This is a genomic window from Methylobacillus pratensis (genome assembly GCF_054072455.1).
Genome location: NZ_JBSUSR010000002.1, coordinates 296189 through 318769 on the forward strand (window position 1 = coordinate 296189; position 22581 = coordinate 318769).

Annotated in this window: 19 protein-coding genes; 11 read left to right on the forward strand and 8 right to left on the reverse strand. The window is 59.7% G+C overall.

Going from position 1 to position 22581, the window contains the following annotated elements:
* From ACW4YW_RS06015 to ACW4YW_RS06050, 8 genes are read left to right on the forward strand one after another with little or no spacing between them, the layout of a single operon-like run.
* Positions 1-1209 (forward strand): hypothetical protein, encoded by a 1209-nt coding sequence (locus ACW4YW_RS06015; RefSeq protein WP_457136743.1) that lies wholly within the window; start codon positions 1-3, stop codon positions 1207-1209.
* The gene (locus ACW4YW_RS06020) at positions 1206-2456 is read left to right on the forward strand and encodes an NAD(P)-binding domain-containing protein (RefSeq protein ID WP_457136744.1); all 1251 of its coding nucleotides are present in this window, start codon (positions 1206-1208) and stop codon (positions 2454-2456) included. The genes ACW4YW_RS06015 and ACW4YW_RS06020 overlap by 4 nt, the downstream gene beginning before the upstream one ends.
* 50 nt (positions 2457-2506) lie before the next feature.
* Entirely contained in the window at positions 2507-3382 is an 876-nt protein-coding gene (locus ACW4YW_RS06025) for a DMT family transporter (RefSeq protein ID WP_457136745.1), read from the forward strand.
* A gap of 15 nt (positions 3383-3397) precedes the next feature.
* Positions 3398-4072: a pyridoxamine 5'-phosphate oxidase family protein gene (locus ACW4YW_RS06030; protein WP_457136746.1), complete on the forward strand. Its 675-nt coding sequence runs from the start codon at positions 3398-3400 to the stop codon at positions 4070-4072.
* Between the two features lie 18 nt (positions 4073-4090).
* Positions 4091-4798 (forward strand): YoaK family protein, encoded by a 708-nt coding sequence (locus tag ACW4YW_RS06035; protein ID WP_457136747.1) that lies wholly within the window; start codon positions 4091-4093, stop codon positions 4796-4798.
* A 51-nt stretch (positions 4799-4849) separates the two neighbouring features.
* Entirely contained in the window at positions 4850-5827 is a 978-nt protein-coding gene (locus ACW4YW_RS06040; protein WP_457136748.1) for an ABC transporter permease, read from the forward strand.
* 26 nt (positions 5828-5853) lie between these two features.
* On the forward strand, positions 5854-6861 hold the full coding sequence (locus tag ACW4YW_RS06045) for a sugar ABC transporter substrate-binding protein (RefSeq protein ID WP_457136749.1): 1008 nt from the start codon (positions 5854-5856) through the stop codon (positions 6859-6861).
* Positions 6862-6906: 45 nt separating this feature from the next.
* The gene (locus ACW4YW_RS06050) at positions 6907-9459 is read left to right on the forward strand and encodes an ATP-binding cassette domain-containing protein (RefSeq protein ID WP_457136750.1); all 2553 of its coding nucleotides are present in this window, start codon (positions 6907-6909) and stop codon (positions 9457-9459) included.
* A gap of 1 nt (position 9460) precedes the next feature.
* Here the strand turns inward: ACW4YW_RS06050 and ACW4YW_RS06055 are convergent, their stop codons facing one another.
* Entirely contained in the window at positions 9461-10117 is a 657-nt protein-coding gene (locus ACW4YW_RS06055) for a pyridoxamine 5'-phosphate oxidase family protein (RefSeq protein WP_457136751.1), read from the reverse strand.
* Between the two features lie 158 nt (positions 10118-10275).
* On the opposite strand from ACW4YW_RS06055, the gene ACW4YW_RS06060 reads away from it, so the two are divergent.
* Positions 10276-11094 (forward strand): IclR family transcriptional regulator, encoded by an 819-nt coding sequence (locus ACW4YW_RS06060; protein WP_457136752.1) that lies wholly within the window; start codon positions 10276-10278, stop codon positions 11092-11094.
* Between the two features lie 110 nt (positions 11095-11204).
* Here the strand turns inward: ACW4YW_RS06060 and ACW4YW_RS06065 are convergent, their stop codons facing one another.
* The 5 genes from ACW4YW_RS06065 to ACW4YW_RS06085 all read right to left on the reverse strand — a co-directional run bounded on the left by ACW4YW_RS06065 (position 11205) and on the right by ACW4YW_RS06085 (position 17951).
* Positions 11205-11813, reverse strand: coding sequence for a cation transporter (locus ACW4YW_RS06065; protein ID WP_457136753.1), 609 nt, complete (start codon positions 11811-11813; stop codon positions 11205-11207).
* A 101-nt stretch (positions 11814-11914) separates the two neighbouring features.
* Positions 11915-15040: an efflux RND transporter permease subunit gene (locus ACW4YW_RS06070; protein ID WP_457136754.1), complete on the reverse strand. Its 3126-nt coding sequence runs from the start codon at positions 15038-15040 to the stop codon at positions 11915-11917.
* A 21-nt stretch (positions 15041-15061) separates the two neighbouring features.
* Entirely contained in the window at positions 15062-16255 is a 1194-nt protein-coding gene (locus ACW4YW_RS06075) for an efflux RND transporter periplasmic adaptor subunit (RefSeq protein WP_457136755.1), read from the reverse strand.
* Between the two features lie 2 nt (positions 16256-16257).
* Positions 16258-17517 carry a TolC family protein gene (locus ACW4YW_RS06080; RefSeq protein WP_457136756.1) on the reverse strand — a complete coding sequence of 420 codons (1260 nt, stop codon included), beginning with the start codon at positions 17515-17517 and terminating at the stop codon, positions 16258-16260.
* Between the two features lie 74 nt (positions 17518-17591).
* Positions 17592-17951, reverse strand: a complete 360-nt coding sequence (locus ACW4YW_RS06085) for a hypothetical protein (RefSeq protein ID WP_457136757.1) — start codon at positions 17949-17951, stop codon at positions 17592-17594.
* 187 nt (positions 17952-18138) lie between these two features.
* On the opposite strand from ACW4YW_RS06085, the gene ACW4YW_RS06090 reads away from it, so the two are divergent.
* A complete protein-coding gene (locus tag ACW4YW_RS06090) occupies positions 18139-18465 on the forward strand; it encodes a hypothetical protein (RefSeq protein ID WP_457136758.1) in 327 nt (108 codons plus the stop codon).
* 107 nt (positions 18466-18572) lie between these two features.
* On the opposite strand, the gene ACW4YW_RS06095 is transcribed toward ACW4YW_RS06090, so the two are convergent.
* Positions 18573-19262, reverse strand: coding sequence for an epoxyqueuosine reductase QueH (locus ACW4YW_RS06095; RefSeq protein WP_457136759.1), 690 nt, complete (start codon positions 19260-19262; stop codon positions 18573-18575).
* A 3-nt stretch (positions 19263-19265) separates the two neighbouring features.
* Entirely contained in the window at positions 19266-20162 is an 897-nt protein-coding gene (locus ACW4YW_RS06100) for a LysR substrate-binding domain-containing protein (protein WP_457136760.1), read from the reverse strand.
* Positions 20163-20267: 105 nt separating this feature from the next.
* Between ACW4YW_RS06100 and metE the strand changes: the two genes are divergently transcribed.
* Positions 20268-22553, forward strand: a complete 2286-nt coding sequence (gene metE / locus ACW4YW_RS06105) for a 5-methyltetrahydropteroyltriglutamate--homocysteine S-methyltransferase (protein WP_457136761.1) — start codon at positions 20268-20270, stop codon at positions 22551-22553.
* Positions 22554-22581 lie beyond the last annotated feature (28 nt).

Here is a 22581-nt window from a genome sequence, read left to right on the forward strand (position 1 = left end):
ATGCTCAAGAAATTATGGATCAAGCACCGTTCCAGGCTGTATGCCGGGCTGGCATTCTCCGTTCCTTATCTGGCATTTGCCCCCGACCTCCTGAGAGTGTCGGCCTTATTGATAGGCTATGTCCTCGGCCTGCTGATCAGCCTGCAGGCGATACCGCGTTATATCAAATGGATGTTGGAGCTTGAGGACAGGATCAACCTCAAGCTGGGCTTCCTGACGCCTGCGCGCCTGTTGCGGGTGGCATTGCATGCGCCCCTGGTGCTGCTGATTCAGGCAATCGCGGGGCCTGGCACGCCGGCATGGGACGTCACCTTGGTATTGATACTGGCTTCGTGCTGCTTGCACACGGTCGCCATCCTGGCCGCTTATAAGGGCTGGGGAGACAGGACGGGCAACTCCTTGCTGTCCTTCTGCGTCAGCGCGGTCCTCATAACGGTCACGCTGCTGGCGCCCATGGCCTTGTACCTGCCAATCGGCCTGAGCCTATTGCTATGCTGGATGCTGGTTGCCAGCATCTATGCAGACCTGCGCTCGGTCTATTATCCAAAGCACGGCGTAGGTGTGTTCTTCGGCAGCTTCAACCCGGTGCACAAGACGCATGTCAGAATTCTGCGGCAGGCCATCCAGCAACGCGGACTGCGCAAGGTCTATGTCCACCCGACGACGGTGCCCAAGCTGCACAGGGTCGCGCTGGAAAAAGGGGAAATCAGCATAGCCGAGCAAGCGGGCATGCGCGTATACAGCACCACGGCGATCGCCGACCCCTATAAGCAATATTTCCCTACCGGCCGCAAGTTCTACGAATATGAACTGCGCCAGCAGTTGCTCCAGGCCGCGATCGTCGATGCCGGGCTGCAGGACAAGGTCGAAATACTGGATTGGCCCGCGGTCTACGACGAAGGCGGGTTCTTTGCCGTGCTGGAAAAGATCAAGACCACTCTGGCGCCGGGCGAGCCCCTGCACGGCATGCATGGGAGCGACGTGGGGGGAATCTGGGTGCGCAATATCTTCGAGCTGTCTGGCGGCATCCATCCTTATCCCGTCGTGCGCTCCGACTGTATTTCTGCCACCGCCATCCGCGAAGGAGCTGTCGGCTACACCACGCCCACCATAGAAGCGTTCCTTGAAGCGACGCGGGCGGGCAAGGACTTTGTTTTCCCCACAGGTTATCTATTCAAGAACAACAATATGGACAGGAGATTGGAATGAGCGTATCCACGGACATCACCATCGTAGGCGCAGGGCCGTACGGGCTTTCCATTGCCGCCCATCTCAAGCAGCTTGGCATGCGCTTCAGGATCATAGGCAGCCCTATGCATACCTGGCGTACGCACATGCCCAAAGGCATGCACCTGAAATCCGCAGGGCTGTCCGCCACGCTCTTCGACCCCGAGCGCAAGTTCAGGCTCAAGGATTATTGCCGGCAGAACGGCATTCCCTACGAGGATGAGGGATTGCCGATCTCGCTCGAGTTGTTCACGCAATATGGGATTGCCTTCCAGCAACAATTCGCCCCCCACCTCGAGGAAGCCAAGGTCGTGCAGCTGAAAAAGCAACGCGAGGGTTTCGAGCTCACGCTGGACAACGGCGACCAGTTTACCTCCGGCAAGGTGGTGCTCGCAGTGGGCATCGATTATTTCCGCTACACCCCCTCAGTGCTGCAACAACTCAATAACCAACATTTCTCCCATAGTTCCCAGCACCACGACCTTAGCCGGTTTGCCGGCCAGGAGGTCGCCATCATAGGCAGCGGGTCCTCTGCCATCGACATGGCGGTATTGCTCAATGAAATTGGCGCGAAACCCTTGCTGCTCGCAAGGCGCACCGCGCTCAACTTCAACCAGAAGGAAGGCAGGGTCCGCGGCCTGTGGAGCCGGGTCTTGGCCCCGATGTCAGGCTTGGGGCCGGGTTGGAAGAACCTGCTGTGCGCCTCGGCTCCAGGCTTGTTTCGCTATTTGCCGGACCAGTCCCGCATCCGCATTGCCAAGGACTTTCTCGGCCCCTCGGGCGCATGGTTCATACAGGAGCGGCTCGATAAAGTGCCTATCATGCTCGGGCAGCAGCTCATCTCGGCCTACTCCGCGCAGGACAAGGCGCACTTACGCTTCTGGGGCGCTGACGGCAACATATCGGAAATACAAGCGGATCATGTCATCGCGGCTACCGGCTACAAGGCCAACCTCGATAGGATCAGTTTCCTGGATGCGGAAATACGCGAGCATATCCAGCTCATCGGCAATACGCCCAGGCTCAGCCGCAATTTCGAATCCTCCGTAGGCGGGATATATTTCGCCGGCCCATCCACGGTCAATAATTTCGGGCCGCTGATGCGTTTCGCATTGGGAGCGGGCTATGCCTCCAAAAAAATATCGCAGCATCTCGCCAGCGAACTCGGCGTGCGGGAGCAATCCCTCACCCGCCAGCAAGCCGCGGTCAGCGGCCAATACCAGCGATGATGTTGCTGGGCAGAATCCTCCGCCAACTCTGGCATAGCCCAGTACTGCTTTTGCTCTACACAGCGTCGATCTGGGGTTGCAACGCCATCGCCGCCAAGCTGGCTGCAGGCAATATCTCGCCGATGAGCCTGGTCATGTTCCGCTGGCTGATCGTATGCACGGTATTGGCTATTTTCCTGCGCGAGCCTATCCGGAAGGAATGGCCGGTATTGCAGGCCAATTGGCGGCGCTTCCTCTGGCTGGGGTTTGCGGGCTTCACCGGTTTCAGCGCCCTGTTCTACCTGGCGGCTTACAAGACCTCGGCCGTCAATATCACCCTCTTGCAGACTTCGATGCCGCCTTTCATCATGCTGGGCGCCTGGCTGTACTTCAAGGAGCATATCAGCGGCGCCAGCGTGGTCGGCATGCTCATGGCCCTGTTCAGCATGGTGTTGATCGCCTCCCACGGCAGGCTGGAAACGCTACTCCACCTTTCGTTCAACTTGGGCGACGTCGCCATGATCCTCGCCTGCATGTTGTATGCCGTCTATACGCTCTCGATTCGCAAGCGTCCTGCGCTACCCGCGCTGGTATTCTTTTTCGGCATGGCGATAGGCGGTTTGCTGACGTCCTTGCCACTCCTGCTGACGGAAATGTTGGCAGGCTATACCTATTGGCCCAATGCCACGGGCTGGTGGGTGCTGGCGTTCGTGACGGTCGGCCCCACCCTGACCGCGCAACTTGCCTATATGCGCGGGGTGGAACTGATCGGCCCGGCGCGCGCGAGCCTGTTTCCCTGCCTGGTTCCTGCGCTGGGCGCCATGTTCGCCGTGATCACATTGGGCGAACCTTTCCTGTTCTACCACGGCCTGGCGCTGATACTGGGCCTGGGCGGCGTGTACCTGGCGGAAGCCAGGGTCAAGCTGATGAAGTCGAGAACGGCATGAAGCGAGGATATCGATATGGATAGCAGTCAATACCGCGACGGTTTGTACGGCGAACAGCATCTCGCGCTGCAAGAGGATTTCGAGACCGTGAAGCTGGCCGCCGCAGTGCACAACAACATCGTCAGCCAGAAAATCGAGGAGATGCATAAAGCATTCATAGAAAGCCGGGACATGTTCTTCCTGAGCACGATAGACCACCGCGGCTACCCGTCCTGCTCCTACAAGGGCGGCGACCGCGGCTTCATCAAGGTGCTCGACGAGAAGACACTTGCCTTCCCCAGCTACGACGGAAACGGCATGTTCCTCTCCATGGGCAACATCACGCGCAACCGCCGGGTCGGCATGCTGCTGATCGACTTCGAAGTCCCGCACCGCATCCGCATTCACGGCGACGCCAGCATAGACCGCGAAGACCCGCTCCTGGACGAGTATGCCGGCAGCGAGCTGGTGGTGCGGGTTGAGATCACCGAGCTTTTCGTCAATTGCTCGCGCTATATCCACCGCTTCAAGCGCGTGGCGGATTCCAACTACGTACCGCGCCACGGCGCCGAGACCAGGCTGCCCGAGTGGAAACGCATCGACAACCTGCAGGAAGCGTTACCGGAGCGCGACAAGCATATCGCCGAGGCATTGGGCGGCACCATCACGCCTGATGAGTACGAGATCTTGGTCCGGACAGGCAAGGCTTAAATTCGGGCATCGGCGATCATGTTCAACTACCTCCGCAGCAAGGCGTGTGTACTGTCATTTACCGGCGGCTTCGTGGATGTCGTCGGATTCGCAGCGCTGTTCGGCCTGTTTGCCAACCACATGACGGGCAACATCGTGATGATAGGCGTGTCATTGAGCTATTCCAGCCCGGGCATGGCCCTCAAGCTGCTCGCCATCCCCACCTTCATAGGCAGCATTGCATTGATGCGGCTCCTGGTGCTGAGGCTGCATACGCACGGGTGCGAACTGACGCGCATCCTTTGCCTGACGCAAGCCGCCCTCCTGGTGCTGGCCATGGTAGCCGCGCTGGCCTCCCTGCCGCACCATGACCCGAATGACCCGTTGCTGATCGCCGCGGGCCTGTTCGCGGTCGCAGCCATGAGTGTACAGAATACCCAGGACAAACTGGTGCATACGGGTTGCGCGCCTACCACTGTCATGACCGGCAACCTGGTACAGGCCGTCATCGACTTCGTCGACTTGTACCTTGCCAAGTCCAATGCGACACTAGAGACACGCCAGCGGCTGAAGCAATCCACGGCCGCGATTGCCTGTTTTATCGTGGGAGCGGTGCTAGGCGCGCTGATGCTGAAGCACTTTTCCTTCGCATGCCTCGCTTTGCCCATATTGCTGCTGCTCGCCATGGGATTGATGCCGGCGATGGTTCCATTGGAGAATCAGAGGATACGCATCGAAATGAAGTAAAGTGCTGGCGAAGCCGCCAGCCGTATGACTGGTTGAATGAATAACACGAATATGAAGTCCCTCCTTAGAACCCGCATCATAAGCCAGGAAACCGCCGTATTGCTGGCGGCGCTCCTGCTGGCGCTTTTGTTCGCCGTGACCCTGGACGCTTTCGCCACCTGGGGCAACATGATGACCCTGCTACGCAGCGTGTCGGTGCTCGGCATCCTGGCGCTCGGCATGATCCCGGTCGTCATCGTGCGCGGCATCGACCTCTCCCAGGTAGGCATCAGCATGGTGTCATCGGCCATTGTGGTGAAGGGCATCGTCCTGGGGTTCCCCCTGCCGTTATGCCTGCTGGCCGGGCTGGCATTGGCCCTGGCGATGGGCGCGATCAACAGCATGCTGGTGGACCGCCTGCAGATTCCCGTGCTGTTCGTCACCTTGACCACCGTCTTCATCTTCGTCGGCCTGGCCAGGATTACCGTGCTGCCCTCGATGATCATCAACCTGCCTCCGGAAAAGCTGGAACTGACCGTGCTCTCGATGAACTGGCACGGCGTGCCGGTGCCCATGCTGGTGTTTGCCGCCTGCGCCCTCCTCATGCATCTGTTCCTGGCGCATACCACGCCCGGCCGCTTCCTCTATGCCTATGGCGACAATACCGAGGCTGCCAGGCTCTACGGCATGCCCATCCGCTCCATTCTGTTCATGGCCTACATGAGCTCGGCGCTGCTGGCCTTCGTGGCTGGTGTGCTCATGGTGTCGGGCACGGCCATCGTCGACCTCAAGACCGTGAGCTCCACGCTGATCTTCGACGTGATCCTGGTAGTGATCATCGGCGGGGCTAGCTTCTCCGGCGCACGCGGCAGCGTGGCGAGCGTGATGGCCGGATTACTGCTCATGGGCGTGCTGCTCAACGCCATGACCATCATGGACATCAACAGTCAGTTGCAGAACATGATCAAGGGCGCGGTGCTGCTTGCCGTGCTCATCGTAGACAAATGCCTGAACCCGCTGGACGAGGAGTCCGCCCGGCAAAGTATTTGACCAGTTTGACAAAGAGGAGATGATTCATGAAAACCAAAAAAAACAACCCATTACGCAAGCTACTACTCGGCGGCATGATGCTTTCTCTGACGGCGGGAACAGTGGCTTACGCCACGCCGCGCGACCAGATGCGGCTCGATTTCGACAAGGCGGTCAAGGGCAAGACCGTGGCATGGGTGCCGATCACCCTCGGCAACCCGATAGGTGACATGTGGACCGCCGCCATGCGGCAGAACTTCGAGAAGTACGGCGTCAAGTTCCTGGTGCGCGACCCCAACTTCAGCACCAGCGCCCAGTTGCAGGCCGTCACCAACCTGATCAACCAAAAGCCGGACGTGCTGATCGTGCAGAACGCCAATGTCACGCTGCTGACCAAGGAATTGAAGCGCGCCATGGACAACGGCATTTACGTGGTGCAGGTCAACCTGCTTTCCAACCAGCCGACCGATGCCTACGTGGGCGTGGATTACGTCGATGTCGGGCGCCAGATTGCCAGGGACATCGTCAAGGAATGCGGCGGCGGCAAGTCCTCCGGCAAGGTTGCCTTCGTGCAGGGCGAGGCCACGGCCACGGACAGCATAGACCAGCTCAAGGGCCTCATGGAAGTGTTCAAGCAGGACAAGAGCATCAAGCTGGTCTCCACCCAGTCGGCCAAGTGGGACAGCAACCTGGCCAACCAGATCACGGCCACCACCTTGCAGCAGCACCCCGACCTGTGCGCCACTTACGGTTCCTGGGGCATCATGCAGCAGGGCGCGGCCCAGGCCGTGAAGACCGCGGGCCTGCAAGGCAAGGTCAAGGTATACGCTTCCAGCGACGGTCCGCGTTCGGATTGCGACCTGGTCGAGCAGAAGCTCTTCCACAAGATTCTGTCTTTCCGCGCCGACGTTCAGGGCGAGCAGGTGTCGAACGCCGTGATCAGCCTGCTGCAAAGCGGCAACAAGCCCGGCAGCAAGCACATAACCATCCTTTCCAACAATTATTGGGTCACCGGCAAGCAGGAGCGCAACTATTGCTACGACCTGCCGAAATAAGCCCGTTGTACGGAAGGGCCGTGATCGGACGTGCAAGGACGGAGCATGCGTAAACCGGGCTGGATGAAACATGCCGACCCTGGCGCCTGGGCGCTGGCGGTTGCAATGCTGGCCTTGTTCGGCGTGTTTGCCGCCTTGCTGCCACACTACGCGAGTGCGATGAATGTCGAGCAATTGCTGCGGGATTATGCCGAGCCCGCGCTGATTGTCGCGGGCATGGCCATTGTCATCATCGCAGGGGGGATAGACCTCTCCGTGGGCGCGGTGTTTGCGGTCGCCAACTTCACGGCGATTTTCCTGCTCAAGCTGCACGGCGTGCCGTTGGAGGCCGCGATTCCCCTGACTCTGGCCGTCGGCCTCCTGATCGGCCTAACCAACGGCCTACTCATCGGCTATGTCAGGACACCGCCCTTCCTAACCACCCTGGCCATGCTGCTGATCTTACGCGCAGGTTACGAGTGGGTGTCGGATGCCTACGCCATGGACCTGGTGGATACCTCTCACGAGAGCGAGGCCTGGGACTTCATCGGCAGCGGCGCGATTGCGGGCATTCCGATCAACATGCTGGTGCTGGCGGCGTGCGGCCTGCTGGCGCACCTGCTGCTGACACGAAGCCGGTGGGGCACCTACCTTGCCGCTGTAGGAGCCAGCAACAAGGCCGCGCGCCATGCGGGCATTCGCGTCAACCGGGTCATCCTGCTGTCGTATGCTTGCAGCGGCTTGCTGGCAGCATTGGCAGGCATCCTGTATGCCGCGCGCCAGAACAGTACGGGCACCGACACCGGCGTCGGCATGGAGCTCATGGCCATCACCGCCTGCGTGCTGGGCGGCATCAGTCTTTCCGGCGGTAAGGGCTCCATCATGCGCGCCCTGCTCGGCACTGCCTTCATCTTCCTGCTCATTAACGGCCTGATCCGCTTCAATATCAGCGGCAGCTTGTCCGCCACGCTGACCGGTATCGTGCTACTGGGCGCGATTGCTGTCATGGGAAGGGCCAGGCAGGAAAAAGTGCCAGCCCCGCTGCCAGGCGCCGGCGTGCCCAGGCCGCTGGACATCCCCTTGGATGTTGCATCCGGCCATGCAGCTGCCGGGGTGCCGGGTAACCGCGCCTGTGTGGTGAGCCTGCACGATATCGGCAAGCAATATGGCGGGCAGCATGCCTTGCGGCATGTCAGCCTGAAGCTTTACCCGGGCGAGATCATGGCGCTGCTGGGGGAAAACGGCGCGGGCAAGTCCACATTGTGCAAGATCCTGGCCGGGGCGGTCATGCCAAGCAGCGGACAATTATCGGTCCGGCACTCGCCCATGACGTTCCGCACCCCTGCCGACAGTATCCAGGCGGGGATCGCGATGATCTACCAGGAGAGCAGCCTGATCGAGCATATGACGGTCGCGCAAAACATCATGCTTGGCCAGGAGCCCTGGCTTTACCCTACGCATGACGCCATGGAGCAGGTACGCAGGCTGCTGCGGGAATTCCAGTTGGAGCTCGACCCGGCTACAGAAGTCGCCGACCTCAGCATCGCCCAGAAAAAGCTTGTGGAAACCATGCGGGCCATCCGCCTCCAGGCCAAGGTGATGATATTCGATGAGCCCACGGCCAGCCTCAGCCAGGCCGAGTCGGATTATTTTTATTCCTTGCTGCGCCATCTGCGGCTGCAGGGGGTCGCCATCGTATTGATCACGCATGCCCTGGAAGAGGTGCTGGCGGTCGCCGACCAGGTGACTATCCTGCGCGACGGGCGTTGCGTTCTGCAGCGACAGCCGGTTGGCGGACTCGATCGCGCCGCCCTGATCCGTTACATGGTGGGGCGGCAACTTGAGGATAGCTACGCCGGGCCGGCGGCGCATACCAAGCTCAACGCCGCTGAGGGCACCGGGCTAGAGCTGCGCAATCTCAGCCTGCCCGGCTTGGGCGAGGATATCTCGCTGGACTTCCCTCCCCACGGCATCACCGGCATGGCAGGCCTGGTCGGGGCAGGTCGGACCGAAATCGCCAGGGCCGCGACGGGCACCTCGCGCGACCAGGCCAAGGTCAAGGGCCAGGTCTTGCTGCGAGGCTGGGAAATCAGTCTGCGCAACCCCCGACAGGCTATCGAGAGCGGCCTGGTCTACGTCACCGAGAACCGCCATGAGGACGGCCTGTTCGCGACCATGGATGTGGCCGACAACCTCTACCTGGCATTGCTTTCAACGCGCAAGGGCTGGCGGTTCTGGTATTCACGCCACGTGGCGCTCGAGCTGGCCGCGGCATGGACGGCCAAGCTCGGCATCAGCGGCCTGCATGCCGAGCAGGCGGTTGCGACCTATTCCGGCGGCAACCAGCAGAAAATCCTCATCGCGCGGGCGCTCATCCTCTCGCCGCAGGCGGTCTTCTTCGACGAACCCACCCACGGCGTGGACATAGGCGCCATCGCGAAGATACACGAGGTGATACAGGAGCTGGCGGCGCAAGGGAAGATCGTCATCCTGATTTCCTCCTACCTGCCCGAGCTCCTCAAGCTGTCGGACCGCATCCTGGTGCTGCGCAAGGGCAAAGTGGCTGGCGAACTGGAGCAGGCGAGCCAGGACAGCATCCTGGACCTGGCTGCGCACTAGATCAGGCTTCGCCTTTCTTCACCTTGTCCGCGTACTCCTCCTGGCTGATGAGGCCGCCCAACGACTCCGCTATCCCTTGGGCGCGTTCGGGCAGTGCGGACTGCAGGTCGTCGATGCGCTTCCACTGGGGCTCCGGCGTCGGCTCCTCGGCGCTGGGCACGTACTTCGAGCGCTCGATGCGCTGGTAGCGGTGGATATAGCGCGGGCAATTGGTGAAGATATCCGTGACGTGGACGCGCACGACCACCTCCGCGCCCGTATAGGTACTTAGCAAGGGATCGTCGAAATCCACCGAGGCGGTGCCGTGGATACGGATGCGGTTGGGGGTCTCGAAATCAATCAGCAGCATGCCGATCTTGTCGTTGGCGAGCATGTTGCCTATCGAGAGGAACATGCCGTTGCCGTCGTAGCTGGGAAAGGCGAGCGTCTTCTCGTCCAGCACCCTGATGAAACCGGGGTCGCCGCCCTTGTAGGAACAAGTAGGATAGCCCCGGTGGTCCAGCGTGGTCAGGAAGAACATATCCCTGCTTTCGATGAACTCGCGATGGGACGCCGTAATGCTCGACGCGACGATGTTCTTGCGTACTGCGTCGGCAAGCTGGGTGGTTTCGAACCGTTCTTGTATATGCCGATGCTGTTTACTATAGAAATCACTCATCTGCACTCTCTCGTTATGTATATCCCAGCCAAGGCTCTCACTCGTGCCTGGCTCGATCGCGGCTTTCAAGCGGCCTGTTGCTGAAAAGTGTTAACATAAACAGACGCCAAGTCAAGTCGGAGCTAAAGGTTCCAAGCCGCATCACAACGCCAGCGATAATGAAACAAGAGTCCCAATTCCTTTTCAGCAGCATCGACGAATCGTCAGCCAAAGGCAGCCTCAGCCGTGCCGTCATCCTGCTCAAGGTGATTGCGCAGGGATCCAGCAAAGGCAGCTCCCTGAGCCAGTTGGTCGCAAGAACCGGGCTGCCCCGCCCCACCATCCACCGCACCATGGATATGCTGATGGAAATTGGCTGGGCGTACCGAGATCCCGGCACGCAGCTATATAATCTGGGGCCAAGCCTGGCCGCGCTCGGCTACACAGCCATCAGCCGCCACGCCATCGAACGCATCGCCTCCATATACCTCAACGACTTGGCGCTGACCCTCAAGCAGGTCGTCTACCTAGGCGTCCGTACCGGGCTGGATCATACCTGTATCGGCCGCTACGAGAGCGAACTGACCATCAAGGAAGGAAAGGGGCGGGCGGGCCTGCGCTATCCGCTCGGGCTGACGCCAAGCTGCATGGCGATATTGGCCCGCCTCCCGCTGCATGAGATCGAGTCGGTGATCAATCTCAACCTGCCGCGTTACTACCGTATCGAAGGTTTCGATGAACGCGGCTTCCGCAGCGCGGTGAAAAAAGCGATCAAGGACGGTTACAGCACCTACGACGGCATCGTGCTTGACCGTTCCATGAGCGGCCTAGGAGTGGCGATCTGCGACCAAACCGGCTACCCGATTGCAGGCATAGGCACTACATTCTCCACCGGGAAATTGGACAAGGACCAATTGAATGCCTGCCTTGCCAAGATGCAGGAATCCGCCCAGCTTATTTCAGGCGTATTGCAGAAATTCCACATGATAGAGTCTTAGCGCCCGATCAATGTCTTTTCATGAACACTGCTCACAGGCCGCCCTCAATACGCTATTGCCAGCCGATTGAGAGACGCGCTCAGATTTTCTCGAACTCGATCGCCAACGAATTATCTTGGCGTCTTGCGCCTGATGATCTGGATGACCGGCGGCTGCCTAAGCTCTTTTTGAGCATGCTTGAAAACCCGGACTGCAGATCGTAAAAACAGCACCGCCAAACCAAGGCCGATCATGATATCCGGCCACCCGGAACCGGTTGCCCAGACCAACCCGGCTGCGATGAATACCGACAGGTTGGCAGCAATATCGTTGCGTGAGCATTCCCAGACGGAGCTCATGTTGACGTCTTCCCGGCGGTGTTTCCATAGCAGGCCAAAACACACTCCATTTGCCAGCAACGCCAGGATGCTGATCAGACCCATGGTTTCATAGACGGGGATTACCGGAAACATTAGGCGGTAACAAACCTGGCCCAGGACAAATATCCCTGCGCCAAGAATCAAGGCCGCCTTGATCAAGGCGATCCTGGCTTTTGTACGCATCCCGTACCCCAATGCATACAGGCTTAATGCATAAGTCGCGGCATCGCCCAGATTATCCAGGGAGTCGGCCAATAAGGAGGAAGAGCCGGCATATAGTCCTGACGATAACTCGACAATAAACATCACCAGGTTGATGGCTAGGACGATATGCAAGGTCTTGCGTTGACGCGCCGCCAAGGCTTCTACAGCACAAGATTTGTCTTCACAGCAATCCGCCATGTCAGCCTCCGGTCAATGTCATCAAGTTCATCTTGCATCCAGTTCACCCCGGCCCGCAATCAAGGCTGGACTTCTTCTCTGTGGTTAACGATCCAATACAGCAAGGGCAGGACCAGCAACGTCAAGATCGTCGAGGACAGTATCCCGCCAATGACGACGGTCGCCAATGGGCGTTGCACCTCCGCGCCGATGCCGGTCGCTATTGCCATGGGGATGAAGCCCAACGAGGCGACCAATGCCGTCATCAGCACAGGCCGCAAACGCGTGACGACTCCGTCCTCGATGGCATTGAGCAGGGGGGCTCCGGCCTCCCGGAGGCCCCGGATGAAACTGATCAGGACCAGGCCATTGAGGACGGCAACCCCGCTGAGGGCGATGAACCCCACGCCTGCCGATACCGATAAGGGAATCCCGCGCAACCAGAGCGCCAGGATGCCGCCCGTCAGGGCAAACGGAATACCGGTGAACACAATCAGGCCGTCGCGCATGTTGCCGAACATGGCGTACAGGAGCGCCATCACCAGCAGCAATGCCACAGGAATCACGACGGCAAGGCGCTGGGTGGCGGATTGCAGCTGTTCGAAGGTGCCGCCCCACACCAGCCAGTAAGCGGGTGGCACTTCCACATCCTGTTCTATCTGCCGCTGCGCCTGCTGCACGAACGAGCCGATATCCCGGCCCCTCACGTTGGCAGTGACCACGATCCTGCGTTTTCCGTTCTCGCGGCTGAATTGGTTGGGGGCGGGCGCGACGTCGATTTCGGCAAGCTCGCTGAGCGGCAGGTAGTTCCTCGCCGCAAGATCGGGCAATCGTATCGGCAGCCGCTTAATGGCCTCGATATCGACGCGGATATGCTCCGGCAGCCTGACCGTGAGGTCGAAGCGCCTGTCGCCCTGGAACACATACCCGGCAGCCTGCCCGTTGAGTGCAGTCGCCATGGTTTGCTGCACGTCGTCCACATTGATGCCCAGCCTGGCGATTTTTTCGCGGTCGATCTGGATCGTCAGAATGGGCAAGCCGCTGGTTTGCTCAACCTTGACGTCCTCCGCGCCGGGAATCCTGCGCAGCACGCTCGCTATCTGGCCGGCCGTGTTCTGCATCACGCCCATTTCGTCGCCGAAGACCTTGACGGCGACATCGCTGCGCACGCCGGAGATCAGCTCATTGAACCGCATTTGAATCGGCTGGGTGATTTCGTAGTTGCTGCCGGGCACAAGCTCGACCGCATGCTGGATGCGTGCAATCAAGGCTCTCTTGCTGAGCCGCGGGTCGGGCCATGCGCTTTTTGGCTTCAACATCACATAGGTATCCGCCGCGCTCGGCGGCATGGGGTCGCTGGCAATCTCCGCCGTGCCGACCTTGGAAAAGACCCGCTCCACCTCCTTGAACTGCATGATGGTATGCTCGATTTCGCGCTGCATCGCCATGGACTGGCTCAAGCTGGTGCCAGGCATACGGATCGATTGCACCAGGATATCGCCCTCGTTCAGATTGGGCATGAACTCGCTGCCTATCCTGCTGGCCATCAGGCCGCCCAGAGCGATAGCCAGGGCGGCTGCCGTGAGGACGATAGCCCGGTTGGCTAGCGTCCAACGCAACATGTCCGGGTATCTTTGCTTCATGCCGTGTAAAACACGGCTTTCTTTTTCTTGCACGGAGCCGGTGATGAAGAGCGCGACCGCCGCAGGAATGAAGGTAACCGACAACACCATTGCGGCCAGCAATGCCGTCAGCACGGTGAACGCCATGGGGTGGAACATTTTTCCTTCCGTCCCAGTCAGCGCGAATATCGGCAGGTAGACGATCATGATGATGAGCTGGCCATAGACCAGGGGACGACGGGCCTCTTTTGCCGCCGCGAAGACCTCCGCGAAGCGCTCTTCCCGCGAAAGCGGGCGGCCCAGCCTGGATTGCGCATGCGCCATATGCCGGATGCAGTTTTCGACGATGACGACCGCGCCATCGATGATGATGCCGAAATCCAGCGCGCCCAGGCTCATCAGATTGGCGCTGACCTTGCTGCCCAGCATGCCGGTAAAGGTCAGCAGCATGGACAAGGGGATGACCAGCATCGTGATGACGGCTGCGCGGATATTGCCGAGGAACACGAACAGCACGGCCACGACCAGCAAGGCGCCTTCGACCAGGTTCTTCCTGACGGTATCGATCGCCTTGTCGATGAGGGCAGTCCGGTCGTAGACGGTTTTCGTGACGATGCCTTTTGGCAGCGTCTTGTTGATCTCCGCCAGGCGTTTATCCACCGCCGCCGATACCTCGCGGCTGTTTTCCCCGATCAGCATGAACACGGTGCCGATCACCACTTCCTCGCCGTTTTCGCTGGCGGCGCCGCTGCGCAATTCCTGCCCGAAGCCCACATCGGCGATGTCGCGGATGCGGACGGGTACGCCCTGGCGGGCTGAGACGACGATATTGCCTATCTCGTCCAGGTTGCGGACCTGCCCGGGTATGCGGATCAGGTACTGCTCGCCGGATTTCTCGATATAGCCCGCGCCTACGTTGGCATTGTTTCTCTGCAACGCCGAAACGACGTCGGCCATCGACAGCCCATGCGCAACCAGGCGGTCAGGCAACGGGGAAACCTGGTATTGCTTGGCAAAGCCACCTATGGTGTTGATCTCGTTCACGCCGGCGACATTGCGCAACTGGGGCTTGACCACCCAGTCCTGTATTTCCCTCAAGTCCATCGGGCTATATGGCGTTCCGTCCGCCTTGAGCGCGCCCGGCTCCGCCTCCACCGTCCACATGTAAATCTCGCCGAGGCCGGTCGAAGTCGGCCCCATGGAGGGAGTGATGCCGGGCGGCAGGGACTCTCTGGCATGCTGGATGCGCTCGTTGACCAATTGGCGCGCGAAATAAATATCGACATGCTCCTTGAACACCACGGTCACCTGCGACAGGCCGTAGCGGGAGATGGAGCGTGTCTCCTCAAGCCCGGGGATGCCTGCCATGGCGGTTTCGATCGGGTACGTGATGCGCTGTTCCGTTTCCAGCGGGGAATAGCCTGGGGCGGCCGTATTGACCTGCACCTGGACATTGGTGATGTCGGGGACGGCATCAATCGGGAGCTTCAGGTAGCTGTAGCCGCCCATGACGGCCGCCGCCACGGTCAGCAGCATGACGAACCAGCGCTGAGAAACGGCAAATCGAATCAATCTATCAAACATGCTATCGGCGCTCCTACTGTCCTAGTGATCATGCTCGGCACCGGCTTTGCCGATTTCAGCCTTGACGAGATAGCTGTTGCCGGCAGCATAGCGTTCGCCCTGGCGCAGGCCGTCAAGCACCTCCGCATAACGCCCGTCCCTGCGCCCCAGGCTGACCCTGCGTACGTCGAAGGAATCCTCATGGCGCGTAAACACCACCGTTTCGCCCGCCATCGATTGCAATGCCTCGACCGACACGGCCAACGGTACCTCCACCTCCTTCATGCTGAGATCGACATTGATGGGCAAGCCAGGCACCCACAAACCCTCCGGGTTCGGCAATACCACCCGCGCAATGGTGGTGCGCGTATCCGCGCCAACCAAGGAACCGATATATGACACCACCCCTGGGGCATGGCCATCAAACGTAGCCGACTTGATGGTGACCTGCTGCCCGGCCTTGATCGAATTGATGTCCTTGGCATACACGGTAAGCTCGGCCCACACGCTGGAAAGATCGGAAATCATGTAGATCATTTCCGTGCCGTTGAGCACCTGGCCGGTGGTGATGGATTTTTCTGTCACGACGCCCGCTATCGGCGCGCGGATTTCATAGCGGGTCAGGTCCCTGCCTTCCAGGCCGGTATTGATCGCGCGCAGTTTCTGCTCGGCCTGGGCCAGGACGATTTCCGCCTCCTCCAATGCCTGCCTGGCGATCAAGTAATCCCGCTCCGCCGAGACATGGGCTTCCCATAGCCGCTGCTCGCGTTCATAAGTGGCCTTGGCAAGCGCGAGGCGCTTTTGCGCTGCGAGAAGCTCGCCCCGCTGGTCGGCAAGCGCCTGGCTGGACAGGACGGCAAGCACTTGGCCTTTCCGCACATGGTCCCCGGCATTGATTGCGACGGATTCGACAATCCCCGGCAGGCGCGAAGTCACATTCACGCTCCTGTCCGCATTGAGCTTGATCTGACCGATGAGGTTCAGGCTGGTCTTGATGATGGCGGGCTTCGCTTCCAGTATCTCGATGCCGCTCAGCGACAATTGCCTGTCGGTCATGGCGACATGGCCATCATGCTCCGCGTGGTCGTGGCCATGCTCGATTTCCGCAGCCTTCTGTGCCGCCGTGACTTCGTCTTCGTCGCGAGGAGAGGGTTGCCCGAAATGCAGGATGACCAGCGCCAATAGCGCGGCGATCAATACGATATTGATGAATAAAGAGATTTTTTTTAACGACATGCTCACTCCTGGTGCCCATTGACAATACTGGCTATCGGCTCGCCCAATATCCGTTCGATGGAGGCGGACGCCTCATGGGCGCTGGCCAGCGCGCTCAAATACTGGTTTTGCGATTGAAACAAGGTGCGTTGCGCGTCCAGCACTTCGAGGTAGCTGAATTTGCCATGGTCAAACCCGGTGCGCGCCGCATGGAAAGCTGATTCGGCACGAGGCAGGATGGTGCCTTTCAAGGTCTGAACGGCCTTCAGAGCTGCGGAGAACTGCGCATGCTCGCTGCCTAATTGCGCTGCCAGGCTGATGCGAAGGGCATTGAGCACATCCTGGGCTTGATCGGTGCGCTTGATCGCTTCCAGAACATTGCCTTGGTTGCGGTTGAATACCGGGATTGGGATCGTGACTCCCAATAACGCCTGGTTAGCGCCGATTTCTTCATTTCTCTGCGCCCCGACGCTCACGACAAGATCGGGCGTTTGCTTGGATCTCTCGATTGACGTGAGGGCCTGCCGCACCTCGATTTCCATTTTCGCCAATTCAACGCTGGGGGCGTGCTCCACATGCCTACCGAGCAAAGCGGGCTCAGGAACCCCAGCCAGCATCTCAAGGTCGCCGCTGGCCGTGATGGCGTACTCATTGCTGCTGCCTCCCCACAATGCGCTGAGCTTCCTGCGTGCGGACAGCACATTACTTTCCGCCTGCGCCACCTCGATTTCGATGCCTGCCTCGGCAACGGCAGCCTTGGCTTCCTCCACAGGCGAAATCTGCCCGGCATCGACCCGTTTAGCCGTGGCTTCACGAGCATGTGTTGCCAGCTCCAGCATGGACTGGGCAAGCTTTAGCTTTTCCTGCGCAGCCAGCAGCATGTAGAAACTGGAAGTCACTGCCGCATGGATTTCCGCCGCTTTCGCCTTGCGGCCAAGCGCTGCCGAGGTCAACCGCTTTTCAGCGGCCTCCATTCTGGCCTGGCGCTTATTACCGAGTTCGATCGGCTGGTTGAGCTGGATGGCGGTGCGTTGGGCCGCATTTCTCGTTGCTTCCACAGCGGTAGCAATCGTGGGATTGGGGTAATAGCCTGCCTGCAGGCGGCCGCCCTGCAATGCCTCTTGCTCGCGTATGGCAATTGCAAGCTCAGGATTGCTCTCGTCCACCAACGACAGGGCCTGGGACAAAGTCAGGCTTTGCCCGGCCTCCATGGCGCCTGCCTGGGCAGGCTTGCAGCAAAGCCAGAGCAGGGTGAAACATATGACAACATAGGTTGTTCGCATTGAATTCTCCGGTAAACATGAAGAATCCAGCGAAAAGACGCATGATTTATTGCATGGGGAAGTTTTCGCTGGACTTAGGCAGCGAAGAACCAATTGGGGCGTTCGGGCAGGTCGGGGGAACGGGTTCGGGATATCAAGAAGGATTCAAGGGCAAGCGGCAGCGTCAAATCCGGGCTGACCAATCCATAGTTCAACATCAAGGATTTAACAGTGCCGACATGGCAAAAGCCGCATTCGTTATCTGCAACAGAGTTGGCATTGCTCTGGTCCATGGAAATTGCTGCGGCCTGGATGGAGTCTTGCGCCGAGCCTGACGCAGAAAGCTTGGCGGAAACCAAGGGGTAAAGATCATGCTCGCAATACTGGGCCACTGCTGCACCAGAGGATTCCAGCAGGAAGACGAACACGAGCATTTTGATAAAGATTCTTATCATGGCGTTAGTGTACATGAATTGCCGGGGTTTGCATCGAAGGGAAAGTCTTTCCGTTCAGCAGGCATTACTTGCATTTCCGATCGGGCCCATCAATCTGATATGCAATTCATCAGGGATTCTGAATCTGTTACTTTCTCGCCATTTTCCAGATAATGCATGCTAATACCCAAATTGAAAGCGCCAGATCATGCCTATCCTGGATATCCAAGCCATCAACAAACGCGACCAGTTGATCACCCTCGACACTGGCAATGTGGTGAATATCTCCGTCGAGCAGATTTACAGGGTGAATTTCTACATGAATGGCCTGATCGTCGGCCACCTGTGGTTCGAGTCGCTCTCATCCCAGAACAACCTTGAAATCAACCCGGTTTACAAGGTGCGTGAAGAATCGTTCGGGCATCCTGCGCTGACCGGTGATGCCAGCGAGTTACGCGAGGCCGGTATCGCGCTATACCGTGCCTACACCAACGGCAAGATATTGAGGGACAAGGAAAACCAGGTCGTGCATTAACCGTTCCCGCCTGACTGTTTGCGAGGCGAGCATCGCCCCAAAAATACTCAAGCCGTGGCATTCGCGTTGATACTGCCCGGCATGCCATGCGGCGCTGTTGCGTCCTGTCAGCTCTGGTTTAAGTCCTTAGGCTCCGCTTCATCCTGCCCGTAGAACAATGTCCCGAGCTTGATACGCTCCCGCCCGGCAGCGACGCGGTGGTGGTTGGTGTCGCGCAGGGAATAGACGCAACCGCAGTACTCCTGCTGGTAGAAATGCTCGCGCTTGCTGATCTCGATCATGCGCGCCGAGCCGCCGCCCTTGCGCCAGTTGTAATCCCAGTAAATCAGGCCGGGGTAATGCCCGGCAGCGCGATGCCCGCAATCATTGATCTGCTGCATGTTTTTCCAGCGCGAAATCCCCAGGGAGCTGGTGATGACCGGGAAACCGTGTTCATGGGCATACAGGGCGGCGCGCTCGAAGCGCATGTCGAAACACATGGTGCAGCGGATGCCGCGCTCGGGTTCATGCTCCATGCCCTTGGCGCGCGCGAACCAGTTGTCGCGGTCGTAGTCGGCATCGACGAACGGCACACCGAACTGCTCGGCAAAACGGATGTTCTCGTTCTTGCGCAGTTCGTACTCCTTGAGCGGGTGGATATTGGGGTTGTAGAAAAAGATCGTGTAATCGATGCCGGAGGCGAGCATGGCCTCCATTACCTCGCCGCTGCAGGGCGCGCAGCATGAATGCAGCAGCACCTTGTTGTGGCCGTTGGGCAATGGCAAGGGATTGCGCTTGAAATCACGTGAATCGCTCATGGTCTATTGTTCCTCCATGTCTCGTGCCTGTGCCAGCTCGACGAAGGCCTTGACGTAATCAATGTGCGTATCGGCCTCGCGGATGCCGAGGAAAATCTGTTTGGCGATGCCGTCCCTGCCCAGGCGCACCGGCGTCACGTCGAACTTGGCCTGGTATTCATTGACCAGCCAGCGCGGCAACGCCGCCACCCCGCGCCCGCTCGCGACCATCTGCAGCATGATGTCGGTGGTCTCGATCGGCTTGTGGCGCTTGGGGCTGATGCCCGCAGGCATCATGAACTGGGTATAGATATCCAGCCTGTCGATCTCCACGGGATAGGTGATCAAGGTTTCTTCCGCGAGCTGCTCCGGCAGCACGAAACCGGCCTTGCGTAGCCCATGCCGGGGCCCTACCACCAATACCTGCTCATAATCGAACACGGGCTGGAAGTGCAGGCCGGGCTTGTAGAGCGGATCGGGCGTCACCAGCATGTCGATCTCGTAGCCGAACAATGCGCCAATGCCGCCGAACTGGAATTTCTGCTTTACGTCCACGTCGACATCCGGCCAGGCCGCCAGGTAGGGAGACACCACCTTGAGCAGCCATTGGTAGCAGGGATGGCATTCCATGCCGATGCGCAAGGTGCCGCGCTCGCCCTGTGCGAACTGGCGCAGGCGTTCCTCCGCCAGGCTCAGTTGCGGCAGCACGCGGTTGGCCACGGCCAGCAGGTACTGCCCGGCCTGCGTCAGGCGCAGGCTGCGCCCCTCGCGCAACCATATCTCGGTGCCGAGCTGCTGCTCCAGCTTTTTCATGCTGTGGCTCAATGCGGATTGCGTCAGGAACAGCACGTTGGCCGCCGCGGTCAGCGAACCCTGCCGCTCGACTTCCTGGATGATGGTGAGATGTATCCTGTCCAGCATAATATATGAATAAAATTCATTAATTCGTGAAATAAAACCATTTTACCTCATGGTTTCATCACTCTAACATGCCGTGATATCAAATTCAAAAGCTGGAGACCCGACATGACCACCATCCACAACCTTGGCTTTCCGCGTATCGGCGCCAAGCGCGAATTGAAGTTCGCGCTGGAATCGTACTGGAAGGGCGAATCCTCGCGCGACGAGCTGAAAGCGCTGGGCACCACGCTGCGCAAGCGACACTGGGACCTCCAGACCGGCCTGGATTTCGCGCCTGTCGGCGACTTCGCCTTCTACGACCAGGTGCTGGACATGAGCTTCACGCTGGGCAACCTGCCCGAGCGCGTCAAGGATTTCCATGGCGACCAGCTGGACAACTACTTCCGCGTCGCGCGCGGCCGCTCGGCGAAATCCGTAGAGGAACATGCATCGTGCTGCGGCGGGGTGGCAGCGGGCGAGATGACCAAGTGGTTCGACACCAACTACCATTACATCGTGCCGGAATTCAACGCCAATAGCGAATTCAAGCTGGACGCCTCCCGCCTGCTGGAACAACTGGCCGAGGCCAAGGCGCAAGGCGTCAAGGCCAAGCCGGTCATCATCGGACCGGTCACCTACCTGGCGATTGGCAAGGCCAAGGACGATTCCGGCAAGCTCAACCTGTTGAGCCGGATATTGCCCGTATATGCGGAATTGCTGGAAACGCTGGCGGCACAAGGGGTGGAATGGGTGCAGGTCGACGAGCCCATCCTCGTCACCGAGCTCGACGACGCCTGGCAGGATGCTTTCGAGACCGCCTACAGCTATTTCAAGAGCGTCAAGGTCAAGCTGCTGCTGGCGACCTATTTCGGCCAACTGCTGGAAAACCGCGAACTGGTGGCGAGCCTGCCGGTTGCCGGCGTGCATGTCGACGCGATCAACGGCCGTGACGATGTCGTCCCGCTCCTGAAACTGCTTTCCGCGGACAAGGTATTGTCCCTGGGCGTGATCAACGGCCGCAACATCTGGAAGACCGACCTCAATGCCGTGCTGGACTGGATCGAGCCATTGGCGCAGCAACTGGACGAGCGCCTGTGGATTGCGCCTTCGTGCTCGCTGCTGCACGTGCCGGTAGACCTATACAGCGAACAGCGCTTGGATGCGGAAGTGAAATCCTGGCTGGCGTTTGCGGTGCAGAAACTGGATGAGCTCAAGCTGCTGGCGGCAGTCCTGCGCAACGGCCGCGCATCGGTCAAGGCGGCGCTAGACGCCAACCAGGCCGCAATCGACGCGCGGCGCAACTCGAAGCGGGTGAACAACCCTGCCGTCAAGGCCGCCCTCGGCGAGCTGGATGCCAAGCTCGGCCAGCGCAAGAGTCCTTATGCCCAGCGTGCGGCCAAGCAGGCCGCATCTCTCAAGCTGCCCTTGTACCCGACCACCACCATCGGCTCCTTCCCGCAAACCGCCGACATCCGCCATGCCCGTAGCGAATTCAAGGCCGGACGCCTGGACGAGGCCGGCTACAAAGCGGCAATGCAGAAGGAGATCGAGCGCAGCGTGCGCGAGCAGGAGAAGCTGGGCCTGGACGTGCTGGTGCACGGCGAAGCCGAGCGCAACGACATGGTGGAATACTTCGGCGAGCAATTGGAAGGCTATGCGTTCAGCCAGTTCGGCTGGGTGCAGTCCTACGGCTCCCGCTGCGTCAAGCCGCCCATCCTGTTCGGCGACATCAGCCGCCCGCAGCCGATGACCGTGGAATGGATCAAGTATGCGCAATCGCTGACCAGCAAGCCGATGAAAGGCATGCTCACCGGCCCGGTGACCATCCTCAACTGGTCCTTCGTGCGCGACGACCAGCCGCGTTCCGTCAGTTGCTACCAGCTGGCCCTGGCCATCCGCGCGGAAGTGCTGGACCTGGAAAAAGCCGGCGTGCACGTGATCCAGATCGACGAGGCCGCATTGCGCGAGGGACTGCCGCTGCGCAAATCCCAATGGAAGGAATACCTCGCCTGGGCCGTGGAATCGTTCCGCATCACGGCCAACGGCGTGGAGGACGACACCCAGATCCACACCCATATGTGCTACTCCGAGTTCAACGACATCATTGCCTCGATCGCGGACATGGACGCCGACGTCATCACCATCGAGACTTCGCGCTCGGACATGGAGCTGCTGGATGCGTTCGACGACTTCAAGTATCCGAACGAGATCGGGCCCGGCGTCTACGACATCCACTCGCCCAATATCCCGACGCAGGAGCATATCGTGCAACTGATGAAAAAGGCGGCCGAGCGCATTCCCGCCGAACGCCTGTGGGTGAACCCCGACTGCGGCTTGAAGACGCGCCAGTGGGCCGAGGTCATCCCCGCGCTCACCAACATGGTGGCGGCAGCAAAAACCTTGCGCGCCTGAAGGCCATAGCCTCTTAGCGCCTGTTAAC

Coding starts and splice junctions, on each gene's coding strand:
- ACW4YW_RS06015 (WP_457136743.1), top strand. CDS start 1: ATGCTCAAGAAATTATGGATCAAGCACCGTTCCAGGCTGTATGCCGGG.
- ACW4YW_RS06020 (WP_457136744.1), top strand. CDS start 1,206: ATGAGCGTATCCACGGACATCACCATCGTAGGCGCAGGGCCGTACGGG.
- ACW4YW_RS06030 (WP_457136746.1), top strand. CDS start 3,398: ATGGATAGCAGTCAATACCGCGACGGTTTGTACGGCGAACAGCATCTC.
- ACW4YW_RS06035 (WP_457136747.1), top strand. CDS start 4,091: ATGTTCAACTACCTCCGCAGCAAGGCGTGTGTACTGTCATTTACCGGC.
- ACW4YW_RS06040 (WP_457136748.1), top strand. CDS start 4,850: ATGAAGTCCCTCCTTAGAACCCGCATCATAAGCCAGGAAACCGCCGTA.
- ACW4YW_RS06045 (WP_457136749.1), top strand. CDS start 5,854: ATGAAAACCAAAAAAAACAACCCATTACGCAAGCTACTACTCGGCGGC.
- ACW4YW_RS06050 (WP_457136750.1), top strand. CDS start 6,907: ATGCGTAAACCGGGCTGGATGAAACATGCCGACCCTGGCGCCTGGGCG.
- ACW4YW_RS06055 (WP_457136751.1), bottom strand. CDS start 10,117: ATGAGTGATTTCTATAGTAAACAGCATCGGCATATACAAGAACGGTTC.
- ACW4YW_RS06060 (WP_457136752.1), top strand. CDS start 10,276: ATGAAACAAGAGTCCCAATTCCTTTTCAGCAGCATCGACGAATCGTCA.
- ACW4YW_RS06070 (WP_457136754.1), bottom strand. CDS start 15,040: ATGTTTGATAGATTGATTCGATTTGCCGTTTCTCAGCGCTGGTTCGTC.
- ACW4YW_RS06075 (WP_457136755.1), bottom strand. CDS start 16,255: ATGTCGTTAAAAAAAATCTCTTTATTCATCAATATCGTATTGATCGCC.
- ACW4YW_RS06080 (WP_457136756.1), bottom strand. CDS start 17,517: ATGCGAACAACCTATGTTGTCATATGTTTCACCCTGCTCTGGCTTTGC.
- ACW4YW_RS06085 (WP_457136757.1), bottom strand. CDS start 17,951: ATGATAAGAATCTTTATCAAAATGCTCGTGTTCGTCTTCCTGCTGGAA.
- ACW4YW_RS06090 (WP_457136758.1), top strand. CDS start 18,139: ATGCCTATCCTGGATATCCAAGCCATCAACAAACGCGACCAGTTGATC.
- ACW4YW_RS06095 (WP_457136759.1), bottom strand. CDS start 19,262: ATGAGCGATTCACGTGATTTCAAGCGCAATCCCTTGCCATTGCCCAAC.
- ACW4YW_RS06100 (WP_457136760.1), bottom strand. CDS start 20,162: ATGCTGGACAGGATACATCTCACCATCATCCAGGAAGTCGAGCGGCAG.
- metE (WP_457136761.1), top strand. CDS start 20,268: ATGACCACCATCCACAACCTTGGCTTTCCGCGTATCGGCGCCAAGCGC.